A 23,453-nucleotide genomic window follows, 5' to 3' on the forward strand; every position below is an offset into this window, starting at 1 on the left:
GAGAATGATTTTGATAGCTTAAGCAATATGAATAACTATTGTTGATCTCATTTATGATAGCGCATACATTATTGTGGAGACGGGATAGTTCACGATGAGCGAAGCTAAAGGGGATGGATGAAAATGCCTGAATACAGAAAAACCATCTTTATCAAATTTATATTGTCATATACTGTTCTGTCTGTGGTTCTGATCGGCATTATGGGTGGGTATTGGTATACCCAAGCTAATGAAATGATGGAGGATGAGATTGCCAAGGACAATAAAAACCGCCTTATTTCCGCCAAGGATTATATCGAGCAGACGATATTAAAGAAATATGAAGACAACTTGCAGAATAAAGCACTCTCCATTCGGTTCATTCAGAATAACTTCAACTTGAATCTATTGTTAACGAAGAGCTGGGAGGGGAATTTGAGTCGAATTGCATCCTTTCGGCAGGAACTGGAATTCTATAGGATTGAAAATGAAGGGCTAACGAATGTTACCGTTTATTTTCCAGCCAATCATTATGTCGTGGATGCCAGCAACTTTCATATGAAGAGTGATACATCCGAAGATGCAGCTTTCATTTTGAAGCTGAACGAAGTGAAACCTAAAGAATGGCTGTTACGGACATTGGCGGATGGAAGCAAGGTGATGACCTATGTGATTAAATTGCCATATGAGACACCTGGCGTGCCAACCATGGGTTATTTCTTTATGGATGTAGGGGTGGAATATCTGCAGACGGCGGCCTCCCGAATCTTGAGTTCCCCGGCAGACCAGCTGTATATTTTCGACTCTTCGGGTAAAGAGCTGCTTCACACGGGGGAGTACAATGAGGCGCTCGGTGGTTTATTGCAGAATACCATTCACAACCGCCAAAGTGGAGAACAGATTATAGAAGGAGCGGAAGGCAAAGCTGTTCTGTCTTATCTGGAGTCCGCGAACTCGCAGCAGGATTGGACGTATGCGATGTATCGTCCGATGAACTCTTTTGTCCTGTCCTCTGAACAGTTGAAAAACAGTCTTGTAATTAGTTGCGGCGTAGTTGTTCTATTTGGTTTGCTGCTATCGTTCTTTTTCTCCAAACAACTCTACATTCCGGTACAAAGACTGATGATGCAGATCAAAGGTTTACATACAACAAGTGCTGTCACATCCTTGGGCAATGAGTACGCTTTTATTGGTAACACCTTTCATCTAATGGAGGAAAAGATCGTAAACCTCGAAACCCAAGCGAGAAAAAATGATTTGAAAAACCTCTTGCTTGGCGTAAGTCTGGAGATCGAAGCGGAACAGTTCATTCAACCGGGATATCACTATTGCACCGTCTATCTCCGGATTCCAGAGGAGGGAAGTACAGGTCTGAAGATTCGTTATGAAAAGATGAATCGGTCTTTACACAGTATTTTCGTTCCACTGAATGAGAATGAGGCGGCTATCATTTATTATATTTCTCCTGATGAACAGGACGCAGAAAATCGTATAATGGCCGATTTGCAGGCGGCTCAACATTCTGCTGAGCATGATTCCCGGTTTGGTGCGGCAATTGGGAGTAGGGTAGACCACCCAGAAGCGCTCGCCGATTCTTATCAGATGGCCAAGCAGGCAAGCAGATATCATTTTTTACATGGAAAAGATGCAATCGTTGCGTATTCCAGAGTTCTGGAGATGAGTACAGCGCCTTATCTGTTTCAATACGATCATTTCAAAAATGCATTACAGGCAGGAGATCAGCAAGCGGTTGCTGATTTTATTAATCATTTTCTGGAGGTTCTACAGGATGGTCATATGCAGATCGAGACTGCAGAGCTCGCTGTGCTGCAATTAATTATGCAATTATATCAATCGGTGCTTGAGTTGAAGTTACAGCACTTCCTGCCGCATGCCAATATTTTTGATGAATTGAAAAAGGATACGCTGATCGAGACGGTCGAAGGAATTCGCAGGCTGTGCATGCAGATTACCGAACATTTGAAGTATGCCGGTAACCATGCACATTCGGATGTGATTCGTACATTGAAGGTGTATATCGCAGATCATCTGCATGAAGAGTTATCCCTGCAAATCCTCTCGAAGGAGGTTTCACTCGCCCCTGCTTATATTTCTACACTTTTCAGCGAAGGAACGAAAGAATCTTTTACGGAATATGTAACCCGGCTGCGGCTGGAAAAAGCTGCGGATCTGTTGCGTGTTCAACCACGTCTCGCTGTGTCAGTTATTGCAACGCAAGTTGGTTACCGGAATCCTCAGTATTTTCACAGCAAATTCAAATCACGCTACGGCGTAACGCCTGTGCAATATCGGAATTCACATCTGGCAGCGCTGGATTCTCTATCTCTGGATAAGGATTAACAGAAGCAAGTATGGAGCTAGAAGGTAAGGTGCATATGACTGTTGTTTGGAGCATCTAACGAATGTTACCCAAGCAGCGGTCATTTTTTATGAATTCGTTAGATTTTATAAGAAACCGTGAAAGAATTTATAAAGAATTGAATGAACTTGCAATAGAAAAAGCGCTTACATAATTCTAAGATTGAAGTGTGGCTTGAGGAATTTTGGATGGTTGGAAAGGAGCAGTTATCATGAACCCGGTGCACAATCCGGAAGTGGACGGTAAAAAGAATATATTTAATGAACAGCCGTCAAAATGGGCAGCAACCTGGAGGGAATACAAGAAGTGCAGATATCTTTTTCTGCTGCTTGCTCCGGTAATGACTTGGTACGCGGTCTTTGCATACGGCCCAATGTATGGTATCCAACTGGCCTTCAAAGATTTCAGGATCATGGATGGAATCTGGGGCAGTCCGTGGGTGGGCTTCAAGCATTTCGAGTTTTTGTTCTTTCAATCTCCTGATTTCTTAATGATTCTGAAGAATACGATTATCATCAGTTTTTTGCATATTTTGTTTGGATTCCCGGCGCCAATTATACTCGCGCTACTGATCAATGAGATCCGGTCAGGTGCCTTCAAAAGGGTAGCACAGTCGCTGACCTACCTGCCGCATTTTTTCTCCTGGGTCATTCTCTCGGGGATATTGATCACGCTGTTGTCTCCATCGTCTGGTGTGGTCAATTATTTGCTCCAACTTGTGGGATTGGAGTCGGTTTATTTTCTGGGAGATCCGAATCATTTCCGGTCAACACTGGTCATTTCGGCGATCTGGAAAGAAGTCGGCTGGGGCACGATTATCTATTTGGCGGCACTTGCAGGTGTACAGCCCGAGATGTATGAGGCTGCCGTGATGGACGGAGCGAGTCGCTGGAGGCAGACCCTCAGTATTACACTTCCGACAATTATGCCCGTAATCGTACTGATGTTTATTCTGCGTATTGGCAATGTACTGGATGCCGGCTTTGATCAGATTTTGAACCTGTACTCACCTGCAACTTATAGTGTGGCGGATATTCTGGACACCTATGTTTATAGGGTAGGCTTGCAGAATTTCCAGTTCAGCCTGACGACAGCGGTCGGTCTGTTCAAAAATGTGATTGCTTTTGCGCTGGTACTGGCAACGAACTATATGGCTAAAAGGTTTGGACAGCAGGGGCTCTTTTAAACAGAATAAGCAGATTGGAGGACAAGGCAGTGAAGCATAGCAGGAGCAGTAACCTTTTTCAGGCTTTTTTGATTACGTTCATGATTATTTTGTGTATTGTCATGCTGTATCCGTTTGTCCATATGCTTGCGATTTCGTTCAGTACGCCGGCAGAAGCATTGAGATTGGGTATCCATCTGTATCCACAGCAGGTATCATTTTTTGCTTGGGAGAAGGTACTGGGTAATCAGGATATCTGGATGGGGTTTGGCAACACCGTTTTTCGTACCGTAGTGGGGACCGTTTGCTCGATCCTGTTCATGTCGTTTGGAGCATATCCGCTATCCCGTAAATACTTGCCGCATCGCAATGTGTATACGATGTTAATTGTGTTCACGATGTTCTTTAGCGGGGGCATGATTCCTTCTTACTTTCTGATCAAATCGCTTGGGCTGCTGGATTCACGGCTGGTATACATTATTCCGGGACTGATCAGTACGTTTTCCATGCTGATTCTGCGTAATTTCTTTCAGAACATACCTGATGAGCTGGAGGATTCAGCCAAAATCGATGGAGCGAACGATCTGCGTATTCTGTTTCAGCTGGTTCTCCCGTTATCGATGCCTGTTATCGCCACATTGTCGCTATGGTCTGCTGTAGGACATTGGAATGCCTGGTTTGACGCGGTGTTATACATTCAGGACCCTTCCAAGCAAGTGCTTCAGACGTTCCTGAGACGAGTGGTCATCACGGGAGAGAATCTATCCATGTTCGCGGCAGATGTTAAGGGCTCAGAATTGGGTTATCAGGAACCGATCAAAGCCGCTACTTTGATGTTCACGGCATTGCCCATTATTATTGTGTATCCATTTCTGCAAAAGTACTTTGTAAAAGGAACGATGGTAGGCTCGCTCAAAGGGTAACACGGGTTCATTCAGGCTGCCTCAGGGTGTCTTGATTCACATATGCGAATCGTTAGATCAAAAGGGAGGAATTCAGAGATGAGACAAAAGAAATTCATTACCGGTATGCTGGGATTAGTGGTATCGGCTTCATTACTCGTAAGCGGTTGCAGTGGTGGTGCGACTACTGATAACAGCACTGGTGAAAATTCAGATGGAGGCAATGAAAAGCCAATTGAGATTTCAATCGCAAACAACTGGAATATTCCTAAAGCCGACAACAATTACGTCCAGAAGTTTCTGGAAGAGAAATTTGATGTGAAATTCAAGAATATCTCCTTCGAGACGGCGACCTGGAAAGAACAATTCAATGTCATGCTGGCTTCCGGCCAGATCCCGGACATTATTTCCGTAGACGGCACCGTAGGCGATGTGGTGCAATGGGCGGATCAAGGCATCCTTGCGAGTGTTTCCCAAGAGGAAATCAAGCAATATATGCCTAAATACACGGCGGACGTGGAGAGCGTTGATCCAAATGCCTGGGACCCGGGTACTTATAACGGCAAGAACTGGGGTGTTCCCAAGGTATGGGGGGAAGGTGCAACGGGTTTTATACCCGCATATAACGGACAATGGCTGAAAGCTATTGGTTACAATGAACCGCCAAAAGATCTTGCCGAGCTTGAGGATGTGCTGACCAAATTCATGAATAATGACCCGGACGGCAACGGTAAAAAGGATACGTACGGTTTGACCGGACGAGGCAAGGATGCCCAGGCACAACTGTTCAATACGGTGTTCGCAGCTTACGGAGTAGCACCGTACCAGTTCAAACTGGACGCGAATGGCAAAGTAACGTATGGCGCAATTACAGAGGAAGCGCGCAATGCGCTGAAGCTGTTAAATGAATGGTATAAGGCAGGCATAATTGATCCTGAATTCATCACCGATGGCAATAGTGAGATTCAAACCAAATTTGTCAGTCTGCGTACCGGAATCATTGAAACCGGAATGTGGCACCACCTGTATGATGATGGATACTTTGGCCTGATCTCCAAGGATAAAGGCATTGAACTTATTCCTGGTGTTCCATTCTCTGGGCCGGACGGCAAAAAGTATGCGATGGCCAACGGAGCCTTGCAGCCTCCTTTGTTGTTTGGAGCACAGCTTGAGAAGGATGACGCCAAACGAATTAAAATTTTGCAAATTCTGGAGTATGTCACGACGGATACGGAAGGTTACTTGACGACAGTGTTTGGGGAAAAAGGAAACTCTTATAACCTCGAAGGTGAATTAGCGGTCGTTACGGAAGCGGCAGCAGGTACGGAGTTAATGAGTGAACTGGGTGCAGGTTTCTATAATCCATTCGGTGCCAAAGTCAGCTCCATGATGAAGCATCACTATTCTCCTGAAAAGCTGGCTTTCAAAGAAAAGTTGACGAATGTGGAAGGTGTGACCGTCCTGAGTGATCTGATGCAGTCGACGGTGATGAAGACGAAAGCCCAATACGAGGCCATTTTGAACACACTACAGGCTCAATATTATATTAAAGCAATTTCTGGTGAAGCGAATACTGATAAAGATTTTGATGATTTCCGGTCACAGTGGCTGAACTCCGGGGGGCAGTCGGAACTGGATGAGGCCCAACAGATTTACGAGGAACGCAGTAAATAAAAATGACTTTCAGGGATGATGGCAAGATCGTTAGCAGATGAACCTGGGAACGGTGCTCATCTGCTAACTGTCTCATCTCAAGGTATGGAGGAGAACGGATATGCAGACTGTAAATACGCATTTAGTGGTTTATCCAGCCCCGATTGGTGCTGTAGTCAACCCGGACTTCACCGTGAATGTCCGCAAGCCAGGTGGGGAGTGGCAACCTTTGTTCAGCTACAATGTGAAGGTCGATATGCATGATGTCCGCAATGCATCGATGGTCACGTTCGATTGTAATGGGCCGGTGGAACTGGAGATTGTGAAAAATGAAGGGAGTGTTCAGGCTGCGATCATCCGCCCAATCTCAACAGGATTAAGCTATGAGTTGGAAGCAAACCGTATGTTGCTTCATCTGGAAGGTCCGCGGCAACTATCCTTGGAAGTGGACGGAGATCGATTCCACAATCTGCATATCTTTGCTAATCCTCTGGAACAAGATGTCCCGCTGGTATCGGATGAGGGTGTTCTGCCGCTTGAACCGGGAATGCATAACACGGTAGATATTCTGAGGAATTTGGCAGATGTGAGTTCAGCAGTGAAACCCAAAGTGATATATTTTCAACCCGGTATCCATCATTTCGATACATCCCGTTTAGAGGTACCTTCAAATACAATGATCTATATCGCCGGCGGCGCAGTCATCTATGGGGGATTTATTTGCAGTCATGTGGAGGACGTGGTCATTCGTGGCAGAGGCATTCTGTACCTTTCCGATTTTGAGAAAACGACCTTTTATCGTGGGGTAGAAATCAGTTATGCCCGAAATATATCCATTGAAGGCATTACGGTTATCGATCCGCCCCATTATACAGTCCTGATTGGTCAATCGGAGTCAATAGATATTTGTAATATAAAAACATTTAGTACACGTGGCTGGTCGGATGGCATTGACATGATGGCCTGTTCAGATGTAACCATCGACAGTGTATTTCTGCGTACTTCTGATGACTGTATTGCGATCTATGCTTCACGGGATGAGTATCAAGGCGATACCCGGAGGGTTCGTGTTACCCGTTCGATCTTGTGGGCAGATGTAGCGCACCCAGCCAATATAGGCACACATGGCAACTATGAAGGAGATGGAGATGTGATTGAGGATATTGTATTCAGCGATATTGATATCCTCGAGCATCACGAACCACAGCCGGATTACTGGGGATGTCTTGCGATCAATGCCGGAGATAACAACACGGTACAGAACGTAGTGTATGAGAATATCCGTATTGAACCTTTCGAATTGGGTGAACTGTTCAATGTGAGAGTGCTGCAAAATGCAAAATACAATCCTGCTCCAGGGAAACAGATCCGTGATATTCTTTTCAAAAATATTACGTATAACGGTAGCTGTCTGAATCCATCCCATATCGAAGGCTACGATGAAACGCGGAAGGTAGAGAATGTGAGATTTGAGAATGTAACTGTTAATGGACAACATTTCTCTATGGAGAGGGATGTTATTCTCGGACCTCATACCAATGAAGTGGAAGTGAAACCAACATAAGTGTGATTTTAATCTGTCCAATAGAGCATTCGTACCCTTATCCGCTCACGGGGAAAATAAGCAAGCGACCCCAAAGGACAAGAATATCGTCGCTTAAGAAGTCGCCTGAATGGTGGCTTTTTTTGCTTTGGTAACCCAAGTGAGTTGGAACTGTAGAGTGAATTGCTTACCTGTCAGGCTTTATATAGCCGGCTCATCCGATAACTGGAAACGGGATACGAAATACCAGATGAGCTCGCGACGTGAAGATACCTTGGTTTTGGCGAAAATGGATTTCAAATGATCCTGAACTGTATATACAGAAATATGCATCGCGGCAGCAATCTCTTTGGAAGAATAGCTGCGCAGCACATAACCGAGCAGTTCCCGTTCTCGACTGGATAATCCATGGCTTTCGGCGAGCAAGGGCAACAAATCCTGCGGCATTGCCTGCTCCAAACGAATAGCAATCTGATTCGGTCCTCCGAGCTGTTGCATAAGACTGGCATGAAGGATGAGATAACGCCCATCCGGAAGTTGGATACAGACTTTGGAGGGCGAGTTGGGAGTGAGTTGACGATCTTCAGCCCGTTCAGCCTGATTCTTGCGCTGCAAGTGGGAACTGACTGCACGTACCGGACGGGGCAGAACATCCGGCCCTACATGTTCCAGCGTGCGTAATTGGGACAGCCAATATTGAGCCGGGGCGTTCAGGGATAAGAGCTGGAACGTATCCGAGGTGATCAAAATTCCGGGTTCCTCAGGACTTCCGCTCGTGATCTCATCCACAAGTGTCAGACTTGTGGACCGTAGCATGGATGCAATAGAAGTAGTCCAGCTCTGAATCAGCGACCGTTCCTCCTCTGTAAACAAAGAACTCTCAGTCTTGCGATACAGCGTCAGGTATCCCCAACAAGCGTCTCCACTGACTAATACAGCGCGCAGTTCATCACCAAACCCCGCTGGCTGAAGAATGTTGATATAACGTGGGCTTTGTTCAGGCTCTGCGTTCGAAGTATGAAGGGTAGCTGTATGTTCACCGCTGCGAATTAATTCAGCGTATTTATGTATATCTTCTTCCATGTATTCATTGATGAATAACCGATCATGAATGGCTTCAATGCCATCTTCTGTCACAGCTCCTGTGGAGAGCAAAGTCAGAGGATCAACGGTGGTGAAACAGAAAGCATCGTAAGGCACCGCCGAATGGATCTGCTTCAGAACAGCTTCCCGGTAGGTACGCGAGGTCCAGGTTCCTTTTTCAAGAGAAGTGATAAGTCTGTGGTTCCGATCAATACGTGATGTCAACAAGATATCTCCTCTCGCTATGCTTTTATCCCAATGTTCTGGGATTGTAGGTTCGGTGTATCCTTCTATAATGAAATTAGACGAACAACGAGTCAAGTCTAACTTCAATTCAAGAGGAGTGTAGTATCCATGAGTCACAATCCATCACCCATGAGCTGGGAAACGGCAGATGTACATCGCTACGAACAATCGATAGCCCTGAAAATTCCGGGTTATTCTCATATGCATGATCTAATGGAACGGCTGCTTGCAGCATCGTTTGCGGATAACAACGATATTCATATACTTATAGCCGGAGCGGGAGGGGGAAAAGAGATTGCTCTGCTTGGCTCACGCCATACGGAGTGGACAATGACCGGTGTTGATCCTTCACTGCCCATGCTGCAACTTGCTGAGAAACGAGTCGCGGAAGCAGGCATCGGTTCCAGAGTGAAGCTGCAACCTGTCACGGTTGAAGAATTGCCGGAGGATAATGTATATGATGGGGCGACAAGCATGCTCATGTTACATTTCCTTCAGGGGATGGAGGCCAAGAGAACGTTTCTGACCAGCCTCGCAACGAGACTTAAACCGGGTGCACCACTGATCATTGCTGCTGTAAATGCGGATCTTCGTTCACCTGCACATCCAACTATGATGCAAGCTTGGAAGGATCACATGTTGAGTGCAGGTGTTCTTCCTGAAGAGTGGGAGCGTTTTGCTGCTTCCTTGGGCCGTGAATCCGATCCCATATCCTCTGAAGAGATGACTCAGCTACTGACCGAATGCGGTTTTTCACATATTACACGTTACTTCGGGGCGTTCTGGGTGGAGGGGTATTATGCAAGTCGAAACTAACGTGAAGTCTGTGAAAGATCAGATCTGGGTGGTTGGTGGTTATGGTCAAGTAGGGCAGATGATATGTACTCAGCTGGGGAAACTGTTCCCGGGTAAAGTGTGGGCAGCGGGTACGCGTATGAACCGTGCGGAAGAATTCAGCAGATCGACTGGTGGTGCTGTACTGCCGCTTCAACTGGATGTAACACGACCTGTGGAACCATCCATGTTACGGTCTGTGAAGCTGGTCATCATGTGTGTGGACCAGAGCGATACCCGATTTGTTGAATCCTGTGCACAAGCCGGAACCGATTATATTGATATTTCTGCAAAATATGATTTTCTCGCTCAGGTTGAACAGTTGCACACCAAAATGCAACGTTCCAAATCGACCGCGATCCTCAGCGTTGGATTATCACCGGGAGTCACGAATCTGCTAGTACGTGAAGCGACCATGCATATGGATCAGGTGGAGGAAGCAGATATTACCGTGATGCTGGGACTTGGCGAGAAACACGGGAAGGCTGCCGTGGAATGGACCGTTGATCAGATGAATGCCACATACCAGGTGATGCAAAAGGGCAAGCCTGCTGAGGTACAAAGTTTCGGAGATGGCAAAAGGATTGATTTTGGAGCGGAGCTGGGGAACCGGAAGGCCTATCGATTTAACTTTTCGGATCAGCATGTGGTTGCTCGGACGTTACGGATTCCAACCGTATCTACCAGACTCTGTCTGGACTCCCGCTGGATCACAAGATCTATGGCAATCTCCAAACTTGCAGGGTTATTTTCGTTGCTGCGTGTCCCGTCTATTCGCAATGGAACAGTTAAGGCATTTGGCCTTATTCCTGGAGGGGAGCCAATGTATGCAGTCAAGGTCGATGCCGTAGGATGGGAAAATGGTGAGCAAGTCCGCGTCGAACAACTGCTTGTTGGCCATAGAGAAGCAGATGCGACAGCGGCCGTGGCAGCAGCCGTGGCAGAACGCGTATATAGAACAAAGTCAGAGCTGCCACATGGTGTGTTTCATATTGAACAGGTTCTTTCTTTGCAAGACATTCAGGATGCACTTCATACGCCACTAAAGGTGACAACCAAAATCACCTAGCTTCATGTTCTTTTGCGGGTACCCTCCGATCTGCTATGATGGAACAATAATCATGGCATGAATGGAGGGAGATCATGAACTGCGTTGCTGTATTACCTTATTATAAAGTACAGAGAGAAGTGACGGGTCTCGCCCAAGAGATTGAGATGAATGCCCGCTCCATGATTCTGTATTCAGATAAAATCGTGACCAAATACCGCGAGTTCAATATCACTGAGGTGTTTGACATGTCATTTCGACGAATGGGCGATGAAGGTGGATTTTTCTATCTGCACACAAGTACAGGCGTGTATCCTTACATGGTTGAAATCGATCCCAAACCCTTTATTCAAAGTTTCAGAAAGATGACGATCCAAAATTTAAAATGACTTGACCTTGCCGTTACGTGAAGGCTTACTCTCGGATATGGAAGGAACGATAACCAATCCAGAGGAGCCGTGAATGTAATGAGTATATTGATTCAGCAAGCGACCATCTTAACGATGAAAGACGCCGATGCCCCCTTCACGGGGGATATTCGTGTTGATGGAGATCGCATCACGCAGATTGCGGACCACATTCTGCCTCAACCGCAAGACGAGATTATCGATGGCCGTAATAAGGTTGCCATGCCGGGACTGATAAATGCCCACCAACATACACCGATGAGCCTGCTCCGGGGATTCTCGGACGATCTGAAGCTGATGGACTGGCTCGAACGCAAAATGCTACCTGCTGAAGCACGTATGAACCCCGAAGACATCTATTGGGGTGCTAAGTTATCCATTGCCGAGATGATTCGCTCCGGTACCACTACCTTTGCGGATATGTATATCCATATGAATGAGATTGCAGAAGCGGTTAAGCAAACGGGGATGCGGGCATCGCTTACACGCGGGATGGTATTTCTCGAGGATGATGGTGGACGCAGGTTGCAGGAGGCAATCGATCTTGTAGAGCGCTGGTCTGGAGCGGCCGAGGGAAGGATTACAACGATGTATGGACCGCACTCACCCTACACCTGTCCCGTGGAGCCGCTCCGTGAAGTCATTGCCATGGCTGTCGCGGAGGATATTCCTCTGCATATTCATCTGGCTGAAACGAAGGAAGAAGTCATGAAAATTCGTGAGCGCTATGGTATGACGCCGACAGAGTATTTGGAAGAGGCGGGGATGTTCGAACAGGCACACGTGCTGCTTGCACATGGTGTACACCTGAATCGAAGGGATATCGGCAGATTGAAGGGCATGCGCGGCGGTGTAGCGCACAATCCGGTCAGTAATCTGAAGCTGGGTTGTGGAATTGCTCCGATTACTGAGATGTCGGCCCAAGGCATTAACGTGGGAATGGGAACGGATGGAGCGGGAAGTGCCACAACCGTGGATATGTTTGAGGAGATCAAAGCCGCGACCTGGCTGCAAAAGCTGGACTATGGTGATCCCACACGCTTGCCAGCCAAGGACGTTCTACACATGGCTACACGCGGAAGTGCTAATCTTCTTGGCCTTCAGCATGAAGTAGGTGTGCTGGAAGCAGGACGTAAAGCTGATCTGATCCTGATTGATCTGGCGAAACCACATCTTCAACCGGTACATGCGGTAGAGTCGCTACTGGCATATAGTGTAAACGGTGCAGATGTGGACACCACGATCGTGAATGGTCAGATCCTCATGAGAGGCAGAAAGCTGCTCACGATCAATGAGGAAGAACTTTACCGTGAGGTGAAGGTTAGAGCCAAACGAATCGTTGAGGGAATTTAATTTTAGATCAATTTGATCCAAACTGGAAAATGATTTGTATTCAAAACGCTATGGAGGCTTAATCCATGGCGTTTTTTGTCGAACTACAATTGGGAATAGTTCCATGGACCTGTTCAGAATCGGTTCAGAATGACTCGTTATACTGAGCATGTAGTTGTTCAAATTTGAAATGTACACGAGGAGGAACATGAATTGAAGGGGAAACAAAACAAAAAACGGCTTAAGCCGATATTGAAAAAAAGCATGTTGACTGCACTCGGATTGGGCATTGCGCTGCCTATAGGTGGAACGCTTCCGCAGGTCAATGCGGGTGCGGCTGGCTCAGATATCATTATTTCACGACCTGTACTTAGTGAGTATATTCACTGGCTTAACGGATCATCAGAAGATCCGGATTTTCATTCGATCAGGCCTTTGAGTTCAATTCAAGCCTCGGATAAAACGGTGTTAATTGATTTAAGCAATCATTTTCCATCCGATCAATTCGATACGATTAAGGCTTCTTCATATGATGCTAATAATGGTAATGTTGCTGAAGTATATGTAGATGTAAATAATAAATTGGTGGTTACTCCCTTTTCATCCGGTGTTGTCACTATTACGATAACAGCCAACCACATTGCATCACAGACTACAGTTACGGATAACATCCAGCTGTTCATCAGTAAACAAGGGGATGTGAATAATGATGGCAAAGTGAATTCTGCGGATGCAGCAGCGCTATTGAAGCATCTTCGTAACGAATTGAACCGTCGCTCTTATTCTGCTGTTGAGATGAATCGGATGGATATTAATCGAGACGGTGAAGTTTTTTGGTCTGATCCTCAGGCTTTGCTGGAAGGCTATTCTGTTGCAAAGCTTGGTGCCAAGGATAACCGTTATGTATTGACATTTAAGCAGTTGGACGATGCACCGTATGCATTGAATGCTCAGCTAATCGGTGAGATGAAGACCGGAGTCAACATAACCAGTACAGTCGAATACTTTGACGCAGATGGAGATTACCCTAATACGATGCTGTATCAATGGTACCAGGGTTCGGATGCAACGGGAGCAGATAAGACAGAGATCCCGGAAGCAACAAGCTCTGAGTACACCATTACTGCTAACGACGTGGGGAAATACCTTTTCCTCGAAATCACACCTCAATCTACTTCCGATGAGCAACCCCAAGGAAGAACAGTAACAATTGTTGGCAAACAAGCTGTTGAAGGACCTCCATCACCCCCTTGACATTAAGTAGGGGATAACAATCACGTTCATCAGTGCCATCTATCAATTAATACAGACTATGGAGGTTATTACATGCTTCAACCGAAAAAGAAACGTCCAAGAATCAGAAAAACAATGTCAGGTTTGATCGCACTGACGTTACTCTCGTCACTCGTATTGCCGAGTGTAGCAGGGGCGGAGCCGATGGAACCATCACAGGTACAGTTTACGGATGTCAGCGTACAGGCTGGGCAGAGCGTGCATGTTCCTGTGACGTTAAAACAACCGCATTATGCGGCAGTTACCGCTTATAATATGCAGATTGATTATGATTCGTCTGCACTGGAGATCGTGCGTATCACGCCTAAATATGTAGGCGGCAGTTTTCCATCCATAGTAGAAAACAATGAATCAAATTTTCATTATAAGATTGATAATGAAGCTGGCTGGGTACGGATCATCTGGGCTGATTTGACTGCAGGTGAACATCCAGTCCCTGTGGAACAGCAGCTGTTTGATATTGAGGTCAAAGCCAAAAATAATGCGGCTCCAGGAACGAAAAAACTCACGGTAAATCGTGAAGATGCAGAACACTGGAATTTCACGAACGTAGATTATGAAAATTACACTGAATTGTCCGGTGGAACAATCACAATTACAGCAGCAAACTCAGGTGGTGGCAATTCGGGTTCTCCAGGTTCCTCTTCGGGAGGAAGTGTATCGCCAACTACACCCGTGGTTACCCCAGTTCCATCGACTCCGGCGGTAACCAAAGGCGTAGATATCTATGTGAATGGACAGAAACAGGAACAATCAGCGACAGCTACCACATCAACGGTAGGCAATCAGGTTACTACGACTGTTCACGTGGATAATAATAAAGTCATCAATCAAATTGGAAGTGGACTAAGAACGCTTCTGCTGCCGATTACAGGTACTGGCAAGAGCGCGGTCGTTGGTGAACTGAACGGCAAGCTAGTCAAAACGATGGAAGGAAGTAATGCCGAAGTTGTCATTCAGACAGATAGTGGTACGTACACCCTCCCAGCTAACCAGATTCAGGTAGATCAGGTTCTGAACCAATTCGGAAGCACCGTTCCATTGGAAGATATCACCATTCAAATCGCTATTGTGCCTAGTGCTACATCTAAGCAAACAGCAATTCAGGCCGCAGCAGACAAGCTGGAGAACACTACAGTGGTTGCAACTCCGGTTGATTTTGAAGTGAAAGCCATCTGGAATGGACAGCAAGTCAATGTGGATCGTTTTAACTCCTATGTAGAGCGCTCTATTACTTTGCCAGAAGGTGTCGATGGTTCAAAGATCACGACAGGGGTTGTACTTCAGGCAGATGGCAGCCTTCTGCATGTGCCGACCAAGGTTATCAAAGGTAGCGGGCAAGATTCTGCTATTATTAACAGCTTGACGAACAGCACTTATGCCCTGATCTATCATCCAGCAACATTCAGTGATGTAACGAATCACTGGAGTCGTGATGACGTACAGGACCTGGCATCCCGTCTGATCGTACAAGGTACTGGTGAGAACGTGTTTGCGCCGGACCGGAGTATTACGAGGGCAGAGTTCACGGCTGTTCTGTTAAGAGGTTTGGGTCTGCACTCTCCGAACAGCACAGAAGCGGCATCGTTCACGGATGTGAAGACAGGCAGCTGGTATGAGGATGAGGTTCAGACGGCTGTGTCCTACGGTCTGATCTCAGGTTATGCTGACGACAGCTTCCGTCCGAACAACGAAATTTCTCGTGCTGAAGCGCTGACTATTGTGTCACGTGCGATGAAATTGGTCGGTCTGGCACAGGCCGACACGTCAGAGACAACAAGTCTGCTGAGCACATACAGCGATAGCGCTAAAGTACAGGCTTGGGCAGCTGAGCCGGTTGCATCGGCGATTAAACAAGAGCTGGTACAAGGCGATGATGGCAAGCTGATGACAGATGCAGACATTAGTCGTGCACAATCAGCAGCGATTGTGAAAAGGTTACTTGCAAAAGCTGGACTAATCTAATCAAATTTTGGACACCTACACTTACTTGAAATGTTTATTTCAAGCAAGCTGTAGGTGTTTTTTTGCATATAGTTCTTTTTGAACAACCTCTTATAGGTGCAATGGTCCAGTTCATTATCAGTTCACAATAATTTGTTACGATATGAAACATCAAATAGATAGATATTGTGCATGATCAGGAGAGGAAGAGATCCATATGAAAATACTTGAAGTTAAAAATGTGAAGAAATCATACACCTTATATGGAAAAGAAAGAGTTCCAGTACTTCACGGTTTGAACCTTAGCTTTGAGACGGGGGAGTTTGTCTCCATCCTAGGTGAATCTGGCTGTGGTAAATCCACGCTGATGAATATCATTGGTGGCATGGACTCCGATTATGAAGGGGACGTCGTTGTTCGTGGCAAGAACTTAAGTGCCATGACCGAGAAAGAAATGGATGATTATCGGAAGAATAATATCGGCTTTGTCTTTCAAAATTTCAATCTGATTCCGCATCTGTCAGTCCTCGAAAATGTGACGATTGCAATGCAAATGACGGATACCAATGAGAAGGATCGGAATCAACGTGCCGTTGATATATTAACAGAGGTCGGACTGAAAGATCATCTGAACAAACGTCCCAACCAGTTATCCGGCGGTCAGAAGCAACGGGTTTCCATCGCACGGGCGTTATCCAACAATCCGGATATTATTCTCGCAGATGAACCAACAGGTGCTCTGGATAGGGAAAACGGAGATCAAATCCTCGCTTTGCTCGACAGTATAGCCAAAAAGGGAATGCTGGTAATTGCCGTAACTCACTCCCAGAAAGTCGCTGACTCCGGTACACGTATTGTGAAGGTTGAAGAGGGGCGCATTAGTGATGATATTCACCTGAAAGATCCTTCTACGGCTGTTTACGAGAGTGGTCAGGATTCTTCCCGCAGCCTAAGCCTGCTTGCTTCATTCAAGATGGCACTCAAAAATATGAAACTCAACGGCAAACGTAATGTATTGGTAGCATTGGGAGGATCTATAGGTATATTAAGTGTACTCCTGATGCTCTCCTTGGGGAATGGTATAACGACGTATATGAATGACGAAATCAATTCAAGTATGGACCCTTTACTCGTGGATATAACGAAGCCGAGTGAAGAAGCGAAGAACATGCAAGGCCCCGAGGCCTTGATGGCACCAGGTGAACCGTTCACCGAAGCTGATGTTGAGACAATTCGCAATTTTCCTAATGTGGATCATGTAGAGACGATCACAACCATTACAGGAAAATCGACTATGGTGAATGAAGAACAAAGTGTGGGACTCACGCAGTTAACGACGTTAACGGATGCTTTTGATCCAGCACTGATGACAACGGGGGTCCTTCCTGTAGAAAATCAGATGCTGTTACCTCTCGATACGGCGAAACAATTAAGCGGAAATGACCAAGCTGAATCCATGATCGGCAAGTCGGTGTTTCTATATATCAATGAGATGGATAGCAATAATAAACCAGTAACTTTGGAGAAAGAAGTTACGATCTCAGGAATCTATGAAGCAGCAGATCCACGTTCTCCAATGCAACAATCCCCGGGATACATCTCATCAGAGACGTTGGAGCCAATGTATACAGATAAAGGAATAACGATCGGGCCGATTCAGGTTAACGCCTATGCAACCGATATGAAATATGTAAATGACATCAATGAAGCTGCTGTTGACGCTGGCTTCGCAGGCTCCCAGATGGCCAAGGTCATGGAGAATATCACGACATATGTAAGTATGGCTTCCATTGTACTTGCTGGAATTGCAGGCATTTCGTTAATCGTATCCGGTATCATGATACTGGTAGTACTCTATATTAGTGTCGTGGAACGGACGAAAGAGATCGGAATCCTTCGGGCGATTGGAGCGAGAAAGAAAGATATCAAGCGAATATTCTTCTCCGAATCTGCCTTATTAGGGGTATTTAGTGGTATTATTGCGGTAATCTTTGCAGTGGTCATTAGTTATGTGTTAAATATTCTATTGGACAATGCGTTTGGAGCAAAACTCATTAATCTCTCAGGATATTATATCTTGTTCGGTATCGTGGTAAGTACAGCGATTAGTATCGTGGCCGGTTTGATGCCATCATCAAAAGCTGCGAAACTGGACCCGATGGAATCCTTGCGATACGAATAAAACCAATTGCGGAAAGGATAATGGCTACATGAACACGATTCTGGTGGTGGACGACGATTCCCATATCCGCAAATTAATCCGAATCTATCTTGAAAAGAATCAATTTTCCGTGCTGGAAGCACCAGACGGGCAAGAGGCATTAGATATCCTGTCTCATACGAAAGTTGATCTGGCAATTGTGGATGTAATGATGCCGCGAATAGACGGCATTGAACTTACCGAAGATATCCGATCTTATCTGGATATCCCGATTCTCATGGTAACTGCCAAGGGAGAATCCAAGGACAAGGTCAGAGGATTTAATGCAGGATCAGACGATTATCTGGTTAAACCTTTTGATCCGGTAGAGTTAATCCTGCGTGTAAAATCGTTATTGAAACGATATAACAAAAGTTCATCGAACATGATTCAGATTAGTGGTGTAACGATTGATTTGGGCAATCTGATGGTCGTTGTGGATGGTCAAACCATCGAATTGAAAAAGAAGGAATGTGAATTGTTATTTTCTCTGGCGAGTTCGCCAGGGAAAATATTCACACGTACACAGCTTATAGATGATATATGGGGTATCGATTACGAAGGCGATGAACGTACGGTTGACGTGCATATCAAGCGGTTAAGGGAGCGGCTTGAACCTGTACCTGAGCTAGTGATCTCAACGATAAGAGGACTTGGATATCGCCTGGAGCGGGCATGAACATGTTGAGGAAAAGCTTGCGACTTCGAATCGTAGCTACTTTTATTGGGATTGTTTTGGTGAGTCTGATTCTCTCCTTTATCCTAAATGCTGGGGCACCAGAAAAGACGCCAGATCGATTAATGGTTACCTTTGCTGAAGACATCGCCACAATGATTAACCTGATTGATGATCCGGAAAAAGTGAAATCCAGCTTGGGTATCTTTGCCCGGTACGGCTTGAATATTACTCCCGTGAATCAACAAAGTGAAGAGTTGTCTTCCTTGCCAGAGGGTAAAGTTCATTCATTATTTGAGGCAGGTGCAACCGATGCAATGTTTATGTCCAGTAAAGAAGGAATCGCGACCATCGGTGTTCCCGGAACGAGCGAGGGGATCGGCACATTTCTGATCCAAAGCGATTTCTCTTCTCTTTTTCATACACTGCGAAACACGCTCTTAACCTCACTGTTAACGGTACTGGTCATTGGTAGCTTATTAATTCTGTTAATGTCCGGGTACATTGTGAAACCGATTAAGAGATTAACGGTTGCAGCGAAGGAGATGTCATCAGGAGACCTATCTGTCCGCCTGAAGCATAATAATAAGGATGAGTTTGGGGAACTGATGGAGAGCTTTAATCATATGGCCAGTGAATTGCAAAAAATCGATTCGGTTCGTGATGACTTTGTCAGCAACGTCTCTCATGAAATGCAGTCTCCGCTAACATCGATCAGAGGGTTTACCAGAGCACTGCAAGATGGTGTTATTCCATTGGAAGAGCAGAAAGAGCATTTGGATATCATCTATGAGGAAACGCTGCGCTTATCGAGGCTCAGTGATAATCTGCTTCGGCTAGCCTCGCTAGACTCCGAGCATCATCCGGTTCATTTCACCACATTCCAGTTGGATGAACAATTAAGAAGGACGATCTTACTGGCGGAGCCGCAGTGGGCGCAGAAGGACATCCAGATCGAATTGGATTTGCTGCCCTGCGAGATCACAGTGGACAAAGATTTGTTTGATCAGGTCTGGCAAAATTTAATAAACAATGCGATCAAATACACCGGTTCTAGTGGTACCATCCATGTGGAGATTGAGACGTCATCTTCATTCGTGAAGGTACTGATTAGAGATTCAGGACAAGGAATACCTGAGGAAGCTCTGCCGTATATCTTTGATCGATTCTACATGGTGGACAAAGCGCGGAGCAGCTCGCTTCGAGGTAACGGATTAGGGTTATCCATTGTTATTAAAATTCTGAAGTTGCATCAATGTACAATTGATGTAGAGAGCGAAGTAGGAAAAGGTACGCAATTTATTGTCACGATTCCCAGGTCGGTTATTACATCTTAGGCAGGTCAGAACAGAGAGAGCAATATGGAAACAATCGGTCCCTGCGCGTTCAGGATTCGGATTGCTGCCATATTGCTTTTTTTGATATTTGTATTTGCGACAAAGTTTCACATATAGTTTTGTTTAGCAGTGGATCATTTGATAAAATAGAAGAGACGTTATGTGAATCTATGAACTTAATTAATTTAATCATACACAGAATGGAGCCATCCAATGAAATATCGCAATATGGAAGATTGTATTAACGATCTGGAGCAGCACGGTCATTTGATTCGGGTCAAAGAAGAGGTTGATCCTCATCTGGAGATGGCAGCGATCCACATGAAAGTGCACGAGGCTAAAGGCCCGGCGTTATTATTCGAAAATGTAAAAGGCTCAAAGTTCCAGGCCGTATCGAATCTGTTCGGCACAGTGGAGCGAAGCAAGTTCATGTTCCGCGGTACGCTGGAAGGCGTACAACGGGTCATGGCTGTTCGTGACGATCCCATGAAGGCGCTTAAGACGCCATTTCAGCATGTCCGCACAGGTCTCGCTGCATGGCAGGCGTTGCCGAAACAGAAGTCTATAAGTCTACCCGTGTCCGCGCAAGAGATTCAAATCTCGGATCTGCCGCTCATCAAGCACTGGCCCATGGACGGCGGGGCATTCGTGACGCTACCGCAGGTATATTCCGAAGATCCGGATAAGCCAGGAATCATGAATTCCAATCTGGGGATGTACCGGGTTCAGCTGAGTGGCAACGATTTTGAAATGAACAAGGAAATTGGATTGCACTATCAGATTCATCGCGGAATTGGTATACATCAAGCCAAGGCGGTGAAAAAGGGAGAACCGCTGAAAGTCAGTATTTTCATCGGGGGTCCACCAGCACATACACTCTCAGCGGTTATGCCTCTGCCAGAAGGACTCAGTGAGATGACATTTGCTGGCCTGCTCGCTGGACGTCGTTTCCGATACAGTTATAAGGACGGATATTGCATTAGCAATGATGCCGATTTTGTCATCACAGGTGATATCTATCCAGGCGAGACGAAGCCTGAAGGCCCGTTCGGCGATCATCTGGGTTACTACAGTCTGACGCATGAATTCCCGCTAATGCGTGTGCATAAAGTCTATGCCAAACCTAATGCCATCTGGCCGTTTACGGTTGTTGGTCGACCACCGCAAGAGGATACGGCTTTTGGCGATTTGATTCATGAGATTACAGGAGATGCGATCAAACAAGAGATTCCTGGCGTCAAAGAAGTGCACGCGGTCGATGCGGCAGGGGTCCATCCATTGCTGTTCGCCATTGGTAGTGAACGTTACACGCCTTATCAGGCGGTGAAGCAACCGACAGAGCTACTCACGATTGCTAATCGCATTTTGGGAACAGGGCAGCTCAGTCTGGCGAAGTATCTGTTTATTACTGCTGAGGATCAACAGCCTTTGGACACCCATAAGGAAGTTGAATTCCTGACCTATATTTTAGAGCGCATGGATATGCAGCGGGATATTCATTTCCATACCCATACGACCATTGATACATTGGATTACTCGGGTACAGGGCTGAACAGCGGTAGCAAAGTTGTTTTTGCAGCCTATGGTGACAAGATTCGCGATCTGTGCACGGAAGTGCCGGAGTCATTGAAAAACATTCGAGGTTATGAGAATGCGCAACTCATCATGCCGGGCATCGTTTCGATCCAGACATCGGCTTTTACCAGTTATGAGGATACGGCACAGGAGATGCAAGCATTCACCTCTCTTTTGAAGGAACAAGGCGGTCTGGACTCGTGTCCGATGATCATTCTTTGTGATGACAGTTCGTTCTTGAGTGCTAATCTCAGCAACTTCTTATGGGCAACCTTTACTCGAAGCAACCCTTCACATGACATGTATGGGGTTAATAGCGGATATGACCACAAGCATTGGGGTTGTGATCAGGTTATTATTGATGCGCGTACCAAACCTCATCAGGCACCTCCGCTGATTCCCGATGCTTCGGTGGAGAAGAGCATTGAACGTTTCTTTGTTCAAGGGGCAAGTCTGGGTTCGATCAAAATCTAATTTGTGATGTTTTAAGAAGTTCAAACATAAGAGTTTGAACTTCTTTTGCTTATGCTGATACAGCGATTTTTCACAGAAAAGTGAATAAATGTTCAAAACCGGGACTAAATCAGATGCAGGAGTGAGGATAAAGTCTTATACGTTCGTATTTACCTTTGCGATTAAGGTCGTTTGAACTATGTATGAAATGAAGAATTATAACGATATAAAGAAGTATAGGTATTTTTGTGGACCCAATCCATTGGGTGCTGTTACTATAATGAATTGTTCAGGGGGAATACCGATTTGAGAATCCATATTATGAACCTGCAAGACGGAGACCGTCTGACTGCGGATACATTCAGCGATGCAGGATTACACGTTCTCGGGAAGGGAACTGTGATCAAAAGTGAGGATATCTCCTTGCTTATGCAGCACCGTGTAGATTATGTAGATATTGAATCACGTGAAGAGGAAATTACTGAGGCCGAATTTTTTGCTGCAGCGGCAAAGCATGCTTCCGGGTCAAGCGTAAGCACGAAGGAAGAGCCGCCTGAAGAAGAGATGAAGTCCCAATTTATTCAGACTGTACATAATTATCAAAATGCTTTTCTCGAAGCTCTGACTGTTGGCAAGTTCAACGCCACCATGGTGGATGATGCACTGCAACCGATGGTTGAGGGACTGGATGAGCAGAAAGATGTCGTTCATCTCCTGATGATGCTGGAGCGGGATGACGTCAATAACTATACACATTCAATCCAGGTAGGTTTGTTGTCCTTCTACCTTGCGAACTGGCTCGGATATTCTCAGAAGGAAAGTTATCAGATCAGTCGTGGTGGCTATCTGCATGACATCGGAAAGTGCAAAGTATCACACCGGATTCGGAACAAAACTGAACCGTTGACAGCAGACGAGCAGCTTGAAATGCAACGTCACACCATATATGGTCATGAAATTATCAAAAATTCCATGACGGATGAAGCGACAGCGCTGGTTGCTCTACAGCATCACGAGCGGGAAGATGGGTCTGGTTATCCGATGCAACTTGAGAAAAGTGAAATTCATCCATATACCCAAATTGTATCTGTAGCCGATATCTATATTGGCATGAGATCCGGGAGCCACGGCGGCAGCAATCCGAACCTGATCAACAACCTTAGAGATATCTATGGAATGGGATTTGGTAAACTGAATGAAAAGCCGGTTCAGGCTTTGATGCAACATTTGCTTCCTAATTTCATCGGCAAACAAGTTTTGCTGAGTAACGGAGAAAAAGGTGTTATTGTCATGAACAATACGTCTGATATTTTCAAACCGCTCATCAAAGTGGAGTCTGAAGAATATCGTGATCTCTCCAAAGAGCGTACGCTTGCTATTGATGAATTGCTTATTTAATATCG

Annotated in this window: 17 protein-coding genes; 16 read left to right on the plus strand and 1 reads right to left on the minus strand. The window is 45.7% G+C overall.

What is annotated here, in order from left to right:
- Window positions 1–123 precede the first annotated feature (123 nt).
- The 5 genes from MKX75_RS12475 (at window position 124) to MKX75_RS12495 (ending at window position 7,643) form a co-directional block, all read left to right on the plus strand.
- The gene (locus MKX75_RS12475; RefSeq protein WP_339169804.1) at window positions 124–2,340 is read left to right on the plus strand and encodes a helix-turn-helix domain-containing protein; all 2,217 of its coding nucleotides are present in this window, start codon (window positions 124–126) and stop codon (window positions 2,338–2,340) included.
- Between the two features lie 230 nt (window positions 2,341–2,570).
- Window positions 2,571–3,545 (plus strand): ABC transporter permease subunit, encoded by a 975-nt coding sequence (locus MKX75_RS12480; RefSeq protein ID WP_339169805.1) that lies wholly within the window; start codon window positions 2,571–2,573, stop codon window positions 3,543–3,545.
- Window positions 3,546–3,574: 29 nt separating this feature from the next.
- Window positions 3,575–4,447, plus strand: coding sequence for a carbohydrate ABC transporter permease (locus tag MKX75_RS12485; RefSeq protein WP_339169806.1), 873 nt, complete (start codon window positions 3,575–3,577; stop codon window positions 4,445–4,447).
- 78 nt (window positions 4,448–4,525) lie between these two features.
- Entirely contained in the window at window positions 4,526–6,100 is a 1,575-nt protein-coding gene (locus MKX75_RS12490; protein WP_339169807.1) for an extracellular solute-binding protein, read from the plus strand.
- A gap of 100 nt (window positions 6,101–6,200) precedes the next feature.
- A complete protein-coding gene (locus MKX75_RS12495; RefSeq protein ID WP_339169808.1) occupies window positions 6,201–7,643 on the plus strand; it encodes a glycosyl hydrolase family 28 protein in 1,443 nt (480 codons plus the stop codon).
- Between the two features lie 180 nt (window positions 7,644–7,823).
- Here MKX75_RS12495 and MKX75_RS12500 read toward each other — a convergent pair whose 3' ends face one another.
- Complete coding sequence (locus MKX75_RS12500; protein ID WP_339169809.1) at window positions 7,824–8,930, minus strand: helix-turn-helix transcriptional regulator; 1,107 nt, start codon at window positions 8,928–8,930, stop codon at window positions 7,824–7,826.
- Window positions 8,931–9,059: 129 nt separating this feature from the next.
- Here MKX75_RS12500 and MKX75_RS12505 point away from each other — a divergent pair, with 129 nt between their 5' ends.
- The 11 genes from MKX75_RS12505 to MKX75_RS12555 all read left to right on the plus strand — a co-directional run bounded on the left by MKX75_RS12505 (window position 9,060) and on the right by MKX75_RS12555 (window position 23,448).
- The gene (locus tag MKX75_RS12505; protein WP_339169810.1) at window positions 9,060–9,767 is read left to right on the plus strand and encodes a class I SAM-dependent methyltransferase; all 708 of its coding nucleotides are present in this window, start codon (window positions 9,060–9,062) and stop codon (window positions 9,765–9,767) included.
- Window positions 9,751–10,854: a saccharopine dehydrogenase NADP-binding domain-containing protein gene (locus MKX75_RS12510; protein WP_339169812.1), complete on the plus strand. Its 1,104-nt coding sequence runs from the start codon at window positions 9,751–9,753 to the stop codon at window positions 10,852–10,854. The genes MKX75_RS12505 and MKX75_RS12510 overlap by 17 nt, the downstream gene beginning before the upstream one ends.
- Window positions 10,855–10,928: 74 nt before the next feature.
- Window positions 10,929–11,222, plus strand: a complete 294-nt coding sequence (locus MKX75_RS12515) for a hypothetical protein (RefSeq protein WP_062834093.1) — start codon at window positions 10,929–10,931, stop codon at window positions 11,220–11,222.
- Window positions 11,223–11,300: 78 nt separating this feature from the next.
- A complete protein-coding gene (locus MKX75_RS12520) occupies window positions 11,301–12,593 on the plus strand; it encodes an amidohydrolase (protein WP_339169814.1) in 1,293 nt (430 codons plus the stop codon).
- 192 nt (window positions 12,594–12,785) lie between these two features.
- On the plus strand, window positions 12,786–13,826 hold the full coding sequence (locus tag MKX75_RS12525) for a dockerin type I domain-containing protein (RefSeq protein ID WP_339169815.1): 1,041 nt from the start codon (window positions 12,786–12,788) through the stop codon (window positions 13,824–13,826).
- 72 nt (window positions 13,827–13,898) lie between these two features.
- Window positions 13,899–15,830, plus strand: a complete 1,932-nt coding sequence (locus tag MKX75_RS12530) for an S-layer homology domain-containing protein (RefSeq protein ID WP_339169817.1) — start codon at window positions 13,899–13,901, stop codon at window positions 15,828–15,830.
- Between the two features lie 196 nt (window positions 15,831–16,026).
- Window positions 16,027–17,991 carry an ATP-binding cassette domain-containing protein gene (locus MKX75_RS12535; protein WP_339169819.1) on the plus strand — a complete coding sequence of 655 codons (1,965 nt, stop codon included), beginning with the start codon at window positions 16,027–16,029 and terminating at the stop codon, window positions 17,989–17,991.
- A 28-nt stretch (window positions 17,992–18,019) separates the two neighbouring features.
- Window positions 18,020–18,688, plus strand: coding sequence for a response regulator transcription factor (locus MKX75_RS12540; RefSeq protein ID WP_339169820.1), 669 nt, complete (start codon window positions 18,020–18,022; stop codon window positions 18,686–18,688).
- A gap of 2 nt (window positions 18,689–18,690) precedes the next feature.
- Entirely contained in the window at window positions 18,691–20,022 is a 1,332-nt protein-coding gene (locus MKX75_RS12545) for a HAMP domain-containing sensor histidine kinase (RefSeq protein ID WP_339169821.1), read from the plus strand.
- A 213-nt stretch (window positions 20,023–20,235) separates the two neighbouring features.
- Window positions 20,236–22,071 carry a UbiD family decarboxylase gene (locus tag MKX75_RS12550; protein WP_076330893.1) on the plus strand — a complete coding sequence of 612 codons (1,836 nt, stop codon included), beginning with the start codon at window positions 20,236–20,238 and terminating at the stop codon, window positions 22,069–22,071.
- A gap of 285 nt (window positions 22,072–22,356) precedes the next feature.
- A complete protein-coding gene (locus MKX75_RS12555; protein WP_062834101.1) occupies window positions 22,357–23,448 on the plus strand; it encodes an HD domain-containing phosphohydrolase in 1,092 nt (363 codons plus the stop codon).
- The last annotated feature ends 5 nt before the right edge of the window (window positions 23,449–23,453 follow it).

The sequence above is a fragment of the Paenibacillus sp. FSL R5-0341 genome, from assembly GCF_037975235.1.
Taxonomy (GTDB): Bacteria; Bacillota; Bacilli; order Paenibacillales; family Paenibacillaceae; genus Paenibacillus; species Paenibacillus amylolyticus_A.

What these genes read in the sequence shown, in the direction of transcription:
- MKX75_RS12545 (WP_339169821.1), top strand. Translation starts at nt 18,691, where the DNA reads ATGTTGAGGAAAAGCTTGCGACTTCGAATCGTAGCTACTTTTATTGGG.
- MKX75_RS12540 (WP_339169820.1), top strand. Translation starts at nt 18,020, where the DNA reads ATGAACACGATTCTGGTGGTGGACGACGATTCCCATATCCGCAAATTA.
- MKX75_RS12505 (WP_339169810.1), top strand. Translation starts at nt 9,060, where the DNA reads ATGAGTCACAATCCATCACCCATGAGCTGGGAAACGGCAGATGTACAT.
- MKX75_RS12490 (WP_339169807.1), top strand. Translation starts at nt 4,526, where the DNA reads ATGAGACAAAAGAAATTCATTACCGGTATGCTGGGATTAGTGGTATCG.
- MKX75_RS12510 (WP_339169812.1), top strand. Translation starts at nt 9,751, where the DNA reads ATGCAAGTCGAAACTAACGTGAAGTCTGTGAAAGATCAGATCTGGGTG.
- MKX75_RS12550 (WP_076330893.1), top strand. Translation starts at nt 20,236, where the DNA reads ATGAAATATCGCAATATGGAAGATTGTATTAACGATCTGGAGCAGCAC.
- MKX75_RS12515 (WP_062834093.1), top strand. Translation starts at nt 10,929, where the DNA reads ATGAACTGCGTTGCTGTATTACCTTATTATAAAGTACAGAGAGAAGTG.
- MKX75_RS12475 (WP_339169804.1), top strand. Translation starts at nt 124, where the DNA reads ATGCCTGAATACAGAAAAACCATCTTTATCAAATTTATATTGTCATAT.
- MKX75_RS12530 (WP_339169817.1), top strand. Translation starts at nt 13,899, where the DNA reads ATGCTTCAACCGAAAAAGAAACGTCCAAGAATCAGAAAAACAATGTCA.
- MKX75_RS12480 (WP_339169805.1), top strand. Translation starts at nt 2,571, where the DNA reads ATGAACCCGGTGCACAATCCGGAAGTGGACGGTAAAAAGAATATATTT.
- MKX75_RS12520 (WP_339169814.1), top strand. Translation starts at nt 11,301, where the DNA reads ATGAGTATATTGATTCAGCAAGCGACCATCTTAACGATGAAAGACGCC.
- MKX75_RS12495 (WP_339169808.1), top strand. Translation starts at nt 6,201, where the DNA reads ATGCAGACTGTAAATACGCATTTAGTGGTTTATCCAGCCCCGATTGGT.
- MKX75_RS12535 (WP_339169819.1), top strand. Translation starts at nt 16,027, where the DNA reads ATGAAAATACTTGAAGTTAAAAATGTGAAGAAATCATACACCTTATAT.